This is a genomic window from Flavisolibacter ginsengiterrae DSM 18136 (assembly GCF_059568575.1).
Map to the genome: position 1 here is coordinate 58803 of NZ_JCANTR010000019.1, position 14152 is coordinate 72954.

Here is a 14152-nt window from a genome sequence, read left to right on the forward strand (position 1 = left end):
ACCAACAAGTACTTACCCCAATATTTTTTTAATAATAGAGTTAACCGTTTCAATTTCTTCTAAGGAAATAGTAAGAGGTGGGGAAATACGCAGGCAATTAGAAGCAAATAAGAACCAGTCAGTTATCAACCCATGTTCAATGCAGGTGTCAATAATCATTTTGCATTTTTCAAAACTTTCGAATTCGACAGCTATCCAGAGACCAAAGGAACGAACTTTTTTAATGCCCGGATGTTCCAGGGCTTTTAAAAATTTACCTTCCTTTTTTTTCACTTCAGTGTCAGTGTCCAACAAAATTTCAAAACCAGCCATGCCGGCGGCACAACAAACAGGATGGCCACCAAAAGTAGTAATATGACCCAATACAGGATTATCTGTGAAATGATCCATTAAGGACTTATCAGCAATGAAAGCACCCAGGGGCATGCCTCCGCCTAAAGCCTTGCCGAGAAGTAAAATGTCCGGAACCACATCAAAATGCTCAAACCCCCACAATTTTCCTGTACGTCCAAAACCTGCCTGGATCTCGTCAAGTATGAAAAGTGCACCCACCTCCTTACACCTCTCTTGCAAAGCTTTTAACCAATTGTCTTTTGGAGCTATGATCCCTGCTTCTGCCTGTACTGTTTCAGCCACCACACAAGCTGTTTGTTCTGTTATAAACTTCAGATCCCCGAATGAATTATAATTTAGATGACTTATGCCAGGCAATAATGGCCTGTAAGCATTACGCCAGTATTCGCTGCCTATCAGGCTAAGAGCTCCCTGGGTAGACCCATGGTAGGAATTATTGAAACATACAATTTCGGTCCTTCCGGTTACTCTTTTTGCCAGCTTCATGGCCCCTTCCACTGCCTCAGCTCCTGAATTGGTAAAATAGACGGAATTTAAAGAAGCAGGCAAATGTTTCGTGAGTAGTTGAGCATACCGTACCTGGGGACTTTGCACAAATTCACCATAAACCATCACGTGCATATAGGCGTCCACCTGGTCTTTGATAGCCTTTACTATTTTGGGATGCCTGTGACCTGTATTTGCCACGCTAATGCCTCCTATCAGATCAATGTAAGACTTGCCCGAAGCATCATATAATTGACACCCCTCTGCCTTCACTATTTCCAGGGATAAAGGTGCGGTGGAGGTTTGTGCAACATGTTTAAGAAATAACTGCCTCAGGTTCATATGAAGCAAAAATCGTAAATCTGCATTCATAATCCTTTTGGAATCATAACAGAATTAAAATAACCTTTTTATGGCCCTTGTTTTACCAGTTGAAGATCATTTTCCCAGTTGGGGCGACACTTGTTTCATTGCACCCAATGCTACCATTGTAGGAGATGTGATCATGGGAAGCGAATGTAGTATATGGTTTAATGCCGTATTGCGGGGAGATGTCAATAGTATCCGGATTGGCAACAGGGTAAATATCCAGGATGGAGCCGTAGTTCATTGTACTTATAAAAAGACAAAGGCAATTATCGGCAATAATGTTTCTATAGGTCATAATGCCATTGTACATGGATGCACCATTCAAGATAATGTATTAATAGGCATGGGTTCTATAGTCATGGATAACGCATTGATTAACAGCAATACCATTATCGCTGCAGGTGCAGTGGTGCTGGAAGGAACCATCTGCGACGCAGGAGCTGTATATGCAGGCGTTCCGGCAAAAAAAGTCAAGGATATTTCTCCCGAAAAGGTTGAGGGCGAGATCAATAGGATCGCAAGGAATTACCTGAATTATTCCAAATGGTTTGAAAAAGTTAATGAGGCGGGCAAACACTTTTAATATTCCTTTTTTCGTTTTATCTTTAATGAAACAGTATCGATGAAAACGATTCGCTATACAATTATTCTTTGTTCAATTGCCCTGGTCACATCCTGCTCATTATTCAACAAGCCTAAATATGGATGCGGTACGAATGGAAAAAATGTAGGAGCTGAAAAGGTTTTGGATGGAACTGCTCCAAAAGCAAAAAAATTCAAGGCATAACAATTGCATAATGCAGCTTATCGTTAAATACGATTGTCTTTAAAGTAGTTTTACTGAAAATAATGACTTCGTATTTCTACTAATTAAAACCAGGTATTATGAGCCTTACCCTACGAACCACACTAGGTTGCACTGAAGCCGTAATTGATGATGACGGCGGCCTTAAACGCTTTTACCAAATAGCTGACATCCTTAGTGATGATCTCCAGGTAAATTTTACAAACAAAGAAGACGATTTTGATGCCATTAGCTGGGATTTCCACCTGGGGCACCATGAACTGACACTCCAGTACAGTATTTACAATGGCATTTCTGTTTTTCCAACTAAAACAAAGGATGCACGCAAAAGAGACAATAAAGCAGTTGTTGAATTAGCAAATGTTTTAGAAGGAAAACTTATGAATCTAGACTTGAGACGCGGCGCTGCTTAAAGCTTTGTTGGCTAACAATTCGATTGCTATCTATTAAAATTTACTAAGAGGCTTTCTCAGAATGAGATTGCCTTTTTTTTGCCCAATACCCTTGTATACAATAACTACAAAGCCATCACCATTTGTCTTGATCGAGTGACTCCAGGATATTGTAATAACTCACATAGCGGTCTTCATCTATTTCTCCATTAATCACGGCCTCTTTAATAGCACAACTTGGTTCATTGATGTGTTGACAATTATTGAACTGGCATTTATTGAGTCGCTGTCTCATTTCCGGAAAATACCCGGAAAGTTCACCTTTTTCAACCCCTATAATTCCAAATTCTTTCATCCCGGGTGTATCAATGATACGACCACCATAAGGAAGGTCATACATCTCGGCAAAAGTGGTTGTATGCTGGCCTTTACCACTCCAGCCACTTACATCCTGGGTCTTGATCTTGATTCCTGGCAGCACGGTATTAATAAATGTTGATTTACCTACACCACTATGCCCGCTAATAAGCGTGATCTTACCTTGCAGTAGCGATTTGATTTCATCAAAACCAGTTCCTTCCTTTAAACTGGCTCCAATGACGGGGTAACCAAGGTTTTCGTAAACCTGCTTCATCCTTTCAAAAACTGCCATCTCCTTTTCTTTATAAAGATCAAGCTTATTTAATAAGACAATGGCTTTTACATGATACATTTCGCAGGCCACTAAAAACCGGTCGATAAAACCCTGTGATGTTCGTGGTTCTTTTACAGTAGCAATCAATAACGATTGATCCAGGTTAGCAGCCACTATATGTTGCTGGCTTTTTATTTTAGGCGATTGCCGGTTGATGTAATTCGTACGGTCGTGGATCTTGTTTATAATTACAGAGCCTTCCTTTTCATTCTCCAGGTCAAACTCCACTATATCTCCTACCGCAATTGGATTGGTGGAAGTGATGCCATCCAGTTTCATCACTCCTTTAATACGGGCATTCCATAATTTGTCGGATGAATCCTTTACCTGGTACCAGCTTCCCGTAGATTTATAAACAACACCCTTCATGATTAAGGAAATGTACGCAATAATGTATATTTCAAAATTAATTCAAGCGCAAGGAAGAACAAGGCTGCCAATATGAAAATAGTGAACTCCTCCTGGAATCTTTCCTTGGTTACAACTTCCACATCTGACTTTTCCATTTTGTCGATCTGGTTATAAATACCATGAAGGCTTTCTTCATCTGTTGCTCTAAAATAAAGTCCACCTGTCTGTGTAGCAATACGTTTTAATAAGGCTTCGTCAAGGAAGGCACTGCCTTCAGATTTGCGCACACCCTTTTCCTGGATAGTGGCACCGCCTAAAGCACCCATACCGATAGTATAGACCTTTACGCCTTTGGCTTTAGCAATTTCCAGTGCAGTGATGGGATCAATGATTCGTGTTTCCGGTGGCTGTTCATTTCCATCGGTCAATAATATGATGATCTTGCTTTTTGCTTTGCTTGAAGAAAGCCGTTCAACAGATTTGGCCAATCCTTCCCCGATAACCGTTCCATCTTCCAGCATTCCTGATTGTATACCCTGGATCTGCTGTAATAAACTTTCATGGTCAGTTGATAATGGGAACTGGGTAAAACTTTCACCTGCAAATATTACAAGCCCGATCTGGTCTACAGGCCGGCCCTTTACAAACTCCGCAGCCATTTGCCGGGATACTGCCAGGCGATTGGGAAGAAAATCTTTTGATAACATACTTCCGCTAACATCCATACAAAGTATGATATCAATACCCTCTCCTTTTGTCCGGCTTTGAACGTTTCGGATCTGAGGCCTGGCAAGTGCAGTAATGATACAGCCAAGGGCCAGTAACCTTAACCAAAATGGCAAATGCAGGGTACTGTTCCTTAAAGTTCGTGAAGTAAAAGCCTTTGCATTGGAAACAATAAATGTTGACTTGGCAGCAGCCTGGGTACGAAAATGAAGGAATGCCAGTACAGGTAATATTCCAAGGAAAGGAAGCACCCAGATATTGGCAAAAACAAGATATTGGAACCAGTTATACAGCATTGGCAGAATTCTCTATAGATATAATATTTTTTTTGATCACTTCTATCGCTTGCTCATTTTCAGTGAACATAGGTTGATACCTTGCAAACTTCACCATGTCACTTCTTTGAAGCACCTGTACCAGTTGATCGCTACCATTTAATTGCAATTCACTTAGTTGTCGCGACAGGTCTTCCGTGGTCTTTGAAAAGGAATGTATATTCTTTCTTTGAAGCAGGTAATTGCGAAATATATCTACCAGGGATGTGTACAGCACCTTAGGCTCATCTGAAGATCGAAGTTTACCAATAAGCTCCATGGAAACCTTGAAAGGATCTTCAACTGGCTTATTTGCATTCTCCTTCTTTTCATCCGAGGGTGGAAAAAACAACATGAATAAGGCTATCAGTACAGCGATTCCAAGCAGGTACCAGTACCAATTAGATGCTATTGGAGATGGAACGTCAATGATATCTTTTATATCATGGTAAGGCTGGTTAGGATCCATAGGACTATATTCCACTGAAACCAATATTCCCTTAGTTTTTGAATTACCAAAGCTAACGGGGGGTATCATCCAACGCCCACTATCCCAACTGGTAATGGTTACTGTCTGCTGAAGTAATAAACCCTGGGATGTTTGTTGTGTATCGATCTTTGACCTGGACAAAACTTCAAAATGAGGGAACGTATCAACAACGGGCCAGGGTAGTTTATTATTTGTGGCAAGTACAGCTTTTAAATATACCTGTACCTGCTCCCCTATGAGGATCTTCTGTTTATCAACAGTGGCGGAAACAGGAGTTTGAGAAAATGCTACTCCAGCAAACAGGGTAATATGGATTATAAACAGAATTAATTTCTTCATTACTTGTTTCTGCTAATAAAAAATCGCTGCAATATTTTGACATAATCCTCATCTGTTCTTACATGCAGGAGGTCACAGCCGGCTTTTCTGAACACTTCATTGGAATAATCGGTTATCCTGAAAAACTCTTTCTCATATTCATAGCGAACGAGTTTGCTTTCCGAGTCCACCCATTTTTGTTCCCCGGTTTCAGCATCCTCTACGCGCAACAGCCCTAACCTTGGTAGGTTTCGATCCATTTTATCATAGATCTTTATGCCAATGATATCATGTTTATTACCAGCCACTCTTAAGGAATCCTGGTAACCGGTATCGATAAAATCACTCAAAATAAATGCTATGCTCTTTTGACGGGTAGTATTATTAAAGAAACGAAGGGCGGTATTCAGCTGTGTTTTCTTTTGGGCGGACTGCACAGAAAGCAATTCCCGTACGATGAATAAGGCATGTTGCTTCCCTTTTTTGGGTGGAATATATTTTTCAATCTTATCACTGTAAAATATTACCCCGATCTTATCATGGTTATTCACGGCAGAAAAAGCGATGACCGCTGCAATCTCTGTAGCAATATCCTTCTTGGATGCTATGATGGTACCAAATAATGAACTGGCGCTTACGTCCACCAGCAACATCACAGTCAATTCCCTTTCCTCTTCAAAAACCTTACTGAAGGGATGACCAAACCTGGCAGACACGTTCCAGTCAATAAATCTTATATCGTCACCAGCCGAATATTCCCTAACCTCCTTAAAGGACATGCCCCTTCCCTTGAAGGCACTATGGTATTCACCTGTGAACAGGTCTGTAGTCAGCTTCTTACTTTTAATTTCGAGTAACCGAACCTTTCTTAATATTTCCGCCGTTGTTAACATGAACTTGGAATTACCTCTTCCTTATTAAGGAAGATTGATTTTTTGAATGATCTGGTCAAGGATTTCCAGTATCGAAACATTTTCGGCTTCAGCTTCATATGTAAGACCGATCCTGTGGCGCAGTACATCATTACAAATACTTCTCACATCTTCCGGTATCACGTAACCGCGTTTATTCAGGAAAGCCTGTGCCTTGGCTGCCACTGCCAGGTTGATACTTCCCCTTGGTGAGGAACCATATGAAATGAGCGGCTTCAGGTTATCTAGTTTATATTCCCCGGGATTCCTGGTGGCAAATACAATATCAAGGATATATTGCTCTACTTTCTCATCCATGTAAACGTCTCTAACCATTTGGCGAGCAGTAAGGATCTCACTTACAGAAACCACCTGGTTCACTGTGGGATAGCCCAATCCCTGAACATTCTGCCTTATGATCAATTGCTCTTCCTGGCGGGTAGGATAACCAACCACTACTTTCATCAGGAACCGGTCAACCTGGGCCTCAGGTAGCGGGTAGGTACCTTCCTGCTCCAGGGGATTTTGTGTGGCAAGCACGAGGAATGGCTCATCCAGTTTATAGGTTGTATCTCCAATGGTAACCTGTCGTTCCTGCATGGCCTCCAGCAAGGCACTTTGCACTTTGGCAGGAGCACGGTTGATCTCATCAGCCAGGATGAAATTGGCAAAGATGGGTCCCTTTCTCACAATGAATTCGTTGCGTTGCTGGTTATAGATCATGGTACCGATCACGTCAGCAGGCAAAAGGTCAGGCGTGAACTGTATCCTGCTGAAGTGGGCATGAATGGCTTGTGATAATGATTTTATGGTAAGCGTTTTCGCCAGCCCGGGAACACCTTCAAGGAGAACGTGACCATTACTGAGCAAACCGATCAACAAACGGTCAAGCATGTACGATTGGCCAATAATTACTTTTCCAACCTCATTTCGAAGTGTATCTATAAATTTTCCAGAGTAGCTAATCCGTTCATTTAATTGCCGGATATCATCCGCGGTTTTAATCATAGTCAAGGTTTAGATCATTAATTTACGAACTGAGCTTTAGCAAATAATTTGCCGCAAAGCTAAAAATCCTATTTTTTAACCAATAATAATAGCAAAAGATCGTTTATCGAAATTATCACAGGTAAGATTACGTTTGTTTTTAAATGTTTACCTGTATTTACCTTTATTATAAATTGACTTTATGAAATTCCTGATCCTTACCATGTGTTTCTCACTTTTCTTATTTTCCTGCAAAAAAGATAGTTCCACCAGTGCATCCAAAACTGACCTGATCACCAAATCTGCCTGGAAATACCAGGATGCAGGAGCTGATATAGATAAAAACGGAACCATCGACCTAAGTATTACCTCTCAATTGCAAACTTGTGAAACAGACAATACACTTACACTTCGCTCAGATGGCACCGGAACACTGGATGAAGGCGCCACCAAATGTGATCCTGCAGATCCTCAAAGCTCAAATGTAAACTGGAGCTTTTCCAATAATGAAACATTATTGAATTTTACCGGGGCAGGCATTTTGGGCATAAGTGGACAGTTTAAAATACTTACCCTTACCGAGACTGCCTTGTCTTTTTCAAAGGACACTACACTGAATGGCACTGCCATTTCCCTGCTGATCCAATTGAAACATTGATCAGGAAAGGTATTTAGCAACAATAGGAAGCCTTCTGCCTACACCAAATGCTTTGGAACTAACCCTTATAATGGGACAGAATTGATTGCGTTTGTATTCATTCATGTTCACTAATCTTAATACACGTTTTACCAGCGTGGCATCAAAACCCTGTGCTATGATCTCTTTGGGTCCTTGTCTCAGTTCAATATATTGAAATAATAGCCGGTCAAGGATTTCATAATCCGGAAGGCTGTCAGTATCCTTTTGGTTGGGCCTGAGTTCAGCAGAAGGCTCCTTCACCAGGATATTTTGTGGAATGATCTCTTCCTTTTTGTTGATATATGCAGCCAAAGCAAAAACCTGCATTTTATACAGGTCGCCTAAAACACTCAAGCCACCTGCCATATCACCGTAAAGGGTACCATATCCCGTTGCCAGTTCGCTTTTGTTGGATGTATTGAGCAGGATATATCCGAATTTATTAGCTACAGCCATTAAAAGGTTTCCCCTTGTACGGCTTTGAATATTTTCTTCAGCAACACTGAAAGGAAGATCTTTGAATACAGGCTGGAGTGTGGAAAGAAAGCTCTGGTAAACATCCTTTATAGGCATTATATCATAGCGGTTGCCCAAATTTTGCGATAATTTCTCTGCATCAGTAACTGAATGCCCCGAGGAATATTCTGAAGGCATAAGTAAAACATGGACATTTTCCTTTCCCAGGGCTTCCACTGCCAGTGCCTGCACTACTGCACTGTCTATACCTCCGCTTGCTCCCAGCGTAGACTTTGTGAAACCCATTTTAGTAAAATAATCACGTATCCCAAGGATCAATGCATCATGTATCTCCTGGATGTTTTTATCATCCATCAGGTACTTCAGTGTATCCATATCCCTTCCTACCTCACTGGCAGAATAATAATATTTCCCTTCCCAGGCTTTCTCTTCTTCCCCGGATAATAAAGCTTCATCACGGTTAATGCCTGTGTCTTTATTGATGGTGACCGCCTCAGCCAATGCAGTGGAGTTCACCCTTGGCGTAGTATTAGTTTTTTTCTCCGAAAGCATTTGAAGATCGAACAGGGCGTAATCTTCTTCGAAGTATTTCATCTCTTTTACCAGGCTGCCATTTATATCATAAACAAGGCTACCCCCATCAAATACCACTTCTGTCTGAGATCCTACTGTATTACAGTAAAGCATGGGTAAATCATACTTCAGCGTATGAGCCTTCATGATACTTCTTCTCACCACATCGGCTGCATAGTTGTAAGGCGAGGCTGAAAGATTCAACATAACATCCGGTTGTTCCTTAATGAGAATCTCCATTGGCGTGATCCTGTAAAGGGGATTATCTCCCAGGTTCCATATATCCTCGCAAATGGTTACAGCAAGTTTCTTTCCTTTAAATTCAATGCATTTCCATTCAAACGCAGGCTCAAAATATCGGTTCTCATCAAAAACATCATAGGTAGGTAAAAGCGTTTTATGGATCTCGGCCTTTATTTCTTTTTCATATAAAAGGTAGGCGGCATTAAAAAGATCCTTACCCTCTTTTAATGGATTACGTGAAGGGCAACCGATCAAAACTCCAATTGTATCCGCATGTTCTTTTATTATATCAATGGTTTTGTAACATTCATTAATGAAATCTTCAAATTCCAGGAAATCCCGGGGAGGATAACCACATACACATAATTCAGAAAACAGCACAAGATCAGCTCCTTCTTCTTTAGCTTTCCTGATAGCATCTATTATTTTAATTGCATTTGATTCAAAATTTCCAATATGATAGTTTTGCTGGGCTAAGAAAATCTTCATCTTCGTTAATTATTCAATTGAATTAATAGAAAATCAAAGTTCAGTAATAAATTATTAAACCAGCCGTTTAACCGCCATGCGATCACTAACCTTCCTTTCCATATCCTTATTATTGTTGTCTTGTACGCATTCCAATAACCAACCAGACGTTGCTGGTATAGAAGTAAAACTTTCAATTAGCAGGTTCGAACAGGACTTTTTTAAAATAGATACAAACAATCTAAATACAGGGCTTGCCAGGGTGAATAAAGAATATCCTGAATTTTTTCCTTTTTATGTTCAACAGATCTTAAGGGTTCCGGATGCCGGGCCAGCCTCTTTTCCAGTATTTAAATCGATTTTGTCAGGTTATCATGCAATTAATGACTCGATTCAACAGAAATATAAGAACCTTGACTGGCTCAGGGAAGAACTTACAACCGGCTTTAAGTACACAAAACACTATTACCCCAGCTATAAAATTCCTAACATCATCACATTTATTGGAAGTTTTGATGCGCCGGGCGTGGTCCTTACACCCCATTACCTTGGTATAGGATTACACCAATTTGCGGGAAAAAACTTTTCGGTTTATAAAGATCCTCAACTGGTAGAAGTTTACCCGGACTATATTTCCCGCAGGTTTGACAAAGAATACATTTCGCCTAATTGTATGAAGGCAGTTGTAGATGATATATATCCGGATAGCAGTGCCGGGCGTCCATTGATCGAACAAATGATCATAAAAGGCAAACAGTGGTACCTGCTTGATCATTTTTTACCAGCCACAGAAGATAGTTTAAAAACAGGTTTTACAGCTAAACAATTAGATTGGGTAAAAAGAAATGAAGGAAATATCTGGGGCTTTATCACAACCAATGCGGATATCTATACCATTGATCCGGCTATCATACAGGATTATATTGGAGAAGGTCCTTTTACACGCGGCATGCCTGAAGGCGCATCACCAGGAAATATCGGGCAATGGGTGGGCTGGCAGATCGTAAAAAAATTTGCGGATAAAAATGCTGACCTTTCTGTTCAACAGGTAATGGCAACCTCTGCAAAGGATATTTTCCAGGAAGCAAAGTATAAACCTAAATGATCAATTGATATTGAGTAGCTGGTTACAAGGAGTCAAAAAAAAGAGCCTTCGTTTCCGAAGACTCCGACTCTATAGGTAGAAATCCATTGTAAATGTTCAGTTTGTGAGAAACGCTATAGAGTATTAATTATACTTGAAGGGAGTGATCATATCAAAAGCAGGAATACTCACCTCAAAAATTTCTTTGCTATGGATATTCTCCATTTGATAGGTCCCGTGCATTCGGCCTATCTCTGTATGTAAATTACAACCGCTGACATATTGGTATTCTTCTCCGCTGCTGATCACAGGCTGCATTCCTACCACACCTTCTCCTTCTACCTCCCTGTAGCTACCATCGCTATCAAATATATGCCAGTGACGACTGTTCAGTTTAACAGGAAATGAATTATGGTTTTCAATGGTTATGCGGTAAGCAAACATAAACTCCGACTGCATGGGATTGGAATAATCCTGCTGATAGAACGTTTCCACGCTGACCTTTACACCTTCCGAAATCATGCTTATCATACAATTGATTTTGGTAAAAGTAAAACAAAGTTGTTGCCACAAATTATAAAGGAATTAATTGGAGTAAAACTTTCTACAAGAACTATTTTTGCGGCACAAAAACCTCAGGATATTGTCTTTGATTCACTTGTTTGCAATCATCTTTTGTTCGGGAATAAAGACAAGTATTACTGGATTGATAAGTATAGATATCTGAAAACAAATTGATTATATATGAAAATAGCAGTAGCCAAAGGTGATGGGATCGGACCAGAAATAATGGATGCAGTTTTAAAGATATTTGAAGCAGCCAATGTGGGGTTACGATATGAATTTGTGGAAATGGGTAAATGGGTATTCGATAAGGGATATTCAAATGGGATGACCCCGGAAGCTCAACAAAAAATAGAAAGCCTTGGAATACTATTCAAAGGTCCAATGGAAACACCAAAAGGAAAAGGTGTGAAAAGTGTGAATGTTACCGCGCGGAAAACCTGGAATACCTATGCCAATAAAAGGGTATTTCAAACACTTCATGGAGTAGATACTGTGTTTAGCAAGGCTGGGATACCTATTGACGTTACTATCGTTCGTGAAAACATCGAGGATACCTATGGCGGCATTGAACATATGCTTACACATGATGTGGCATTAAGCAGGCGCTTCATAACCAGGCCAGGCAGCATGCAGGTGATCAGGTATGCTTTTGAAATGGCCAGGCAAAAAAATGCCAGACGTATTACCTGCGGACACAAGGCCAATATCATGAAATTAACAGATGGCTTGTTCCTGGAATGCTTCTACGAGGTAGCCAAAGAATTTCCCGAACTGAAATCGGATGACAAGATCGTTGATGACCTGGCCATGCAATTGGTTATAAAGCCGGACCAATACGATGTTATTGTTATGACGAACCTGCAGGGAGATATCATATCAGATCTATGTGCGGGTCTGATAGGCGGATTAGGTTTTGCTCCTTCGGCTAACATCGGTGATCATATTTCCATATTCGAAGCAGTACACGGAACCGCTCCTGATATTGCAGGGAAAAATATAGCCAATCCAACTGCACTTCTGTTAAGCGGATTGGCAATGTTACGTCACCTTGGGTTGATGGAAGATGCTGCCATTATAGAGAACGCTCTTTTGTATACGTTAGAGCAGGGCATACATACAGGTGACTTTGGTGACCGCTCCATACCAGCCGCCAATACCACCCAATTTTCAGAAGCCATCATTTCAAACTTTGGTAAAACACCAAAGATCGGTTCCAAACCATTATTGGACAATCAACCCGAAACACCTGCAGTTTGCCACCTGGAGATCAATGCCATGATGGTATCAAAAGAATCAGAAAATGAAAAGATCGTAGGTGTAGATTTCTTTATCGAAAGCGTAGAACAACCAAATAACATTGCCGATAAATGTGTACACCACGGTGGTTTAAAATTTAAACTGATCAACATTAGTAACCGCGGCACGCAGGTTTGGCCGACAGGTTCAAAATTTACCAATCTTGTGAACCAATATAACCTCAGGTTCGAAGCGATCCATGAACAGGCACTTACCCAACAGGATATCATTGGTTTATATGTAAGCCTTAGTGCTGATTTCAAGATCTGCTCCCTCGAACTATTGAATATGTGGGGTGGCAAAAAAGCTTATAGCCTGGCACAAGGACAATAAATTAAAGGATTGGAAGTTTTAATTTTTATATTTGTGGCATAGCCGCCCGGCTACACTTGCCCTTAACTGAAATCCTTCCTCTGAAAGACAGCACTAACCTTGCTGCTGTAATAATCCTAAAATGCTAACAGTTATGGCAACACCTCTACGAAACCTTTTCGTTACCCTTTTTCTTTGCTATTCTTTTCAGGGCCTTACACAAACTTATACACCCAAATATGTGTCGATGGCCAATTATACCAACGGCTATTATGAATACTTACCTAAAGGCTATGATCCTAATGGTACCCAACTATATCCCTTAATCCTTTTCCTTCATGGAGGGGGAGATATTGGTGACGGGACTGCTGAACAGCTTCCACGTTTATTAAAGGTTGGACTGACCAGGCAAATCAGCTTTAATGATTTCCCCACATCCTTTACCGTTAATGGCCAAAGCTTCAGTTTTATTATCATCGCACCCCAGTTCACTCAAATGCCTGCAACCGACCAGGCTGTTAGTTCAATAGCTACAATGTTGAACTATGTTTCACAACATTATAAGGTTGATCCTACACGTATCTATTTGACAGGCTTAAGTAAAGGCGGAGGTTACGTATTGGACTTTGTAGGTAGCAGCGCCGAAAATGCAAGGAAAGTGGCAGCAATTGTAACATCTGCACAGGCCTCTTTCCCTGATCATGCAAAAGCAAGAACGATTGCTGTTGCAAACCTTCCTGTCTGGGCCACACACAACCAGGGAGATATGGATATCTCAGTTAGCTATACTGTTGATTATATCAATATGATCAATGAAGCACCGGCACCAAATCCCCCAGCTAAAAAAACTATTTTTCCCGGAAGTGGCCACGATGCCTGGACACAAACTTATTGGCAGGATTGGAGAGAGAATGGTTTGGACATTTATGAATGGATGTTGCAGTACAAGCGATTGCCTGTCCTTTTCCCTATGCCTTCAAGTCCTGTTAACCCGATTGGATTGACCTTGTCACCAATTCCTGTGAAAGATCAGATGGAAATAAAACTGGTTGGGCCTGACAACGGTATTGTAAACGCTGAAATTTACAGTAGTAATGGAGCCCTTGTACAGCAATTTACACTCAATAAACAAAGCACCACGCTGCAAAAAACTGTTTTTATGAATGGCTTACCGGCAGGCTTTTATTTTCTTAAGGTGCAGTTTGGCAACACGAAGGCAAGCAGACCTTTTATTAAAAACTAACTTTGCCATTTAA

General features: G+C 40.7%; 15 protein-coding genes. 7 read left to right on the top strand and 8 right to left on the bottom strand.

The window, feature by feature from the left end:
- Positions 1 to 12: 12 nt before the first annotated feature.
- Positions 13 to 1212, bottom strand: a complete 1200-nt coding sequence (locus BP74_RS17195) for an aspartate aminotransferase family protein (protein WP_496375939.1) — start codon at positions 1210 to 1212, stop codon at positions 13 to 15.
- Positions 1213 to 1252: 40 nt separating this feature from the next.
- On the opposite strand from BP74_RS17195, the gene BP74_RS17200 reads away from it, so the two are divergent.
- From BP74_RS17200 to BP74_RS17210, 3 genes are all read left to right on the top strand, one after another.
- A complete protein-coding gene (locus BP74_RS17200; protein ID WP_496375941.1) occupies positions 1253 to 1792 on the top strand; it encodes a gamma carbonic anhydrase family protein in 540 nt (179 codons plus the stop codon).
- A gap of 39 nt (positions 1793 to 1831) precedes the next feature.
- Positions 1832 to 1996 carry a hypothetical protein gene (locus BP74_RS17205; RefSeq protein WP_496375943.1) on the top strand — a complete coding sequence of 55 codons (165 nt, stop codon included), beginning with the start codon at positions 1832 to 1834 and terminating at the stop codon, positions 1994 to 1996.
- 98 nt (positions 1997 to 2094) lie between these two features.
- Positions 2095 to 2427, top strand: a complete 333-nt coding sequence (locus BP74_RS17210; protein ID WP_496375944.1) for a hypothetical protein — start codon at positions 2095 to 2097, stop codon at positions 2425 to 2427.
- A gap of 115 nt (positions 2428 to 2542) precedes the next feature.
- On the opposite strand, the gene rsgA is transcribed toward BP74_RS17210, so the two are convergent.
- From rsgA to BP74_RS17235, 5 genes are read right to left on the bottom strand one after another with little or no spacing between them, the layout of a single operon-like run.
- A complete protein-coding gene (gene rsgA, locus BP74_RS17215; protein WP_496375946.1) occupies positions 2543 to 3469 on the bottom strand; it encodes a ribosome small subunit-dependent GTPase A in 927 nt (308 codons plus the stop codon).
- Between the two features lie 2 nt (positions 3470 to 3471).
- A complete protein-coding gene (locus tag BP74_RS17220) occupies positions 3472 to 4473 on the bottom strand; it encodes a vWA domain-containing protein (RefSeq protein ID WP_496375948.1) in 1002 nt (333 codons plus the stop codon).
- The gene (locus BP74_RS17225; protein WP_496375950.1) at positions 4463 to 5320 is read right to left on the bottom strand and encodes a BatD family protein; all 858 of its coding nucleotides are present in this window, start codon (positions 5318 to 5320) and stop codon (positions 4463 to 4465) included. The genes BP74_RS17220 and BP74_RS17225 overlap by 11 nt, the downstream gene beginning before the upstream one ends.
- A complete protein-coding gene (locus tag BP74_RS17230) occupies positions 5320 to 6192 on the bottom strand; it encodes a DUF58 domain-containing protein (protein WP_496375952.1) in 873 nt (290 codons plus the stop codon). The genes BP74_RS17225 and BP74_RS17230 overlap by 1 nt, the downstream gene beginning before the upstream one ends.
- A gap of 24 nt (positions 6193 to 6216) precedes the next feature.
- Complete coding sequence (locus tag BP74_RS17235) at positions 6217 to 7218, bottom strand: AAA family ATPase (protein ID WP_496375954.1); 1002 nt, start codon at positions 7216 to 7218, stop codon at positions 6217 to 6219.
- A 181-nt stretch (positions 7219 to 7399) separates the two neighbouring features.
- Between BP74_RS17235 and BP74_RS17240 the strand changes: the two genes are divergently transcribed.
- Complete coding sequence (locus BP74_RS17240) at positions 7400 to 7855, top strand: lipocalin family protein (RefSeq protein ID WP_496375956.1); 456 nt, start codon at positions 7400 to 7402, stop codon at positions 7853 to 7855.
- Here BP74_RS17240 and BP74_RS17245 read toward each other — a convergent pair whose 3' ends face one another.
- A complete protein-coding gene (locus tag BP74_RS17245) occupies positions 7856 to 9658 on the bottom strand; it encodes an NAD+ synthase (protein ID WP_496375958.1) in 1803 nt (600 codons plus the stop codon). It abuts the gene before it with no gap.
- A 76-nt stretch (positions 9659 to 9734) separates the two neighbouring features.
- On the opposite strand from BP74_RS17245, the gene gldB reads away from it, so the two are divergent.
- Positions 9735 to 10742, top strand: coding sequence for a gliding motility lipoprotein GldB (gene gldB / locus BP74_RS17250; protein WP_496375960.1), 1008 nt, complete (start codon positions 9735 to 9737; stop codon positions 10740 to 10742).
- Positions 10743 to 10865: 123 nt separating this feature from the next.
- Here gldB and apaG read toward each other — a convergent pair whose 3' ends face one another.
- A complete protein-coding gene (apaG, locus tag BP74_RS17255; protein WP_496375962.1) occupies positions 10866 to 11252 on the bottom strand; it encodes a Co2+/Mg2+ efflux facilitator ApaG/CorD in 387 nt (128 codons plus the stop codon).
- Between the two features lie 213 nt (positions 11253 to 11465).
- Here apaG and BP74_RS17260 point away from each other — a divergent pair, with 213 nt between their 5' ends.
- Complete coding sequence (locus tag BP74_RS17260) at positions 11466 to 12917, top strand: NADP-dependent isocitrate dehydrogenase (protein WP_496375964.1); 1452 nt, start codon at positions 11466 to 11468, stop codon at positions 12915 to 12917.
- Positions 12918 to 13050: 133 nt separating this feature from the next.
- Entirely contained in the window at positions 13051 to 14139 is a 1089-nt protein-coding gene (locus BP74_RS17265) for a T9SS type A sorting domain-containing protein (RefSeq protein ID WP_496375966.1), read from the top strand.
- The last annotated feature ends 13 nt before the right edge of the window (positions 14140 to 14152 follow it).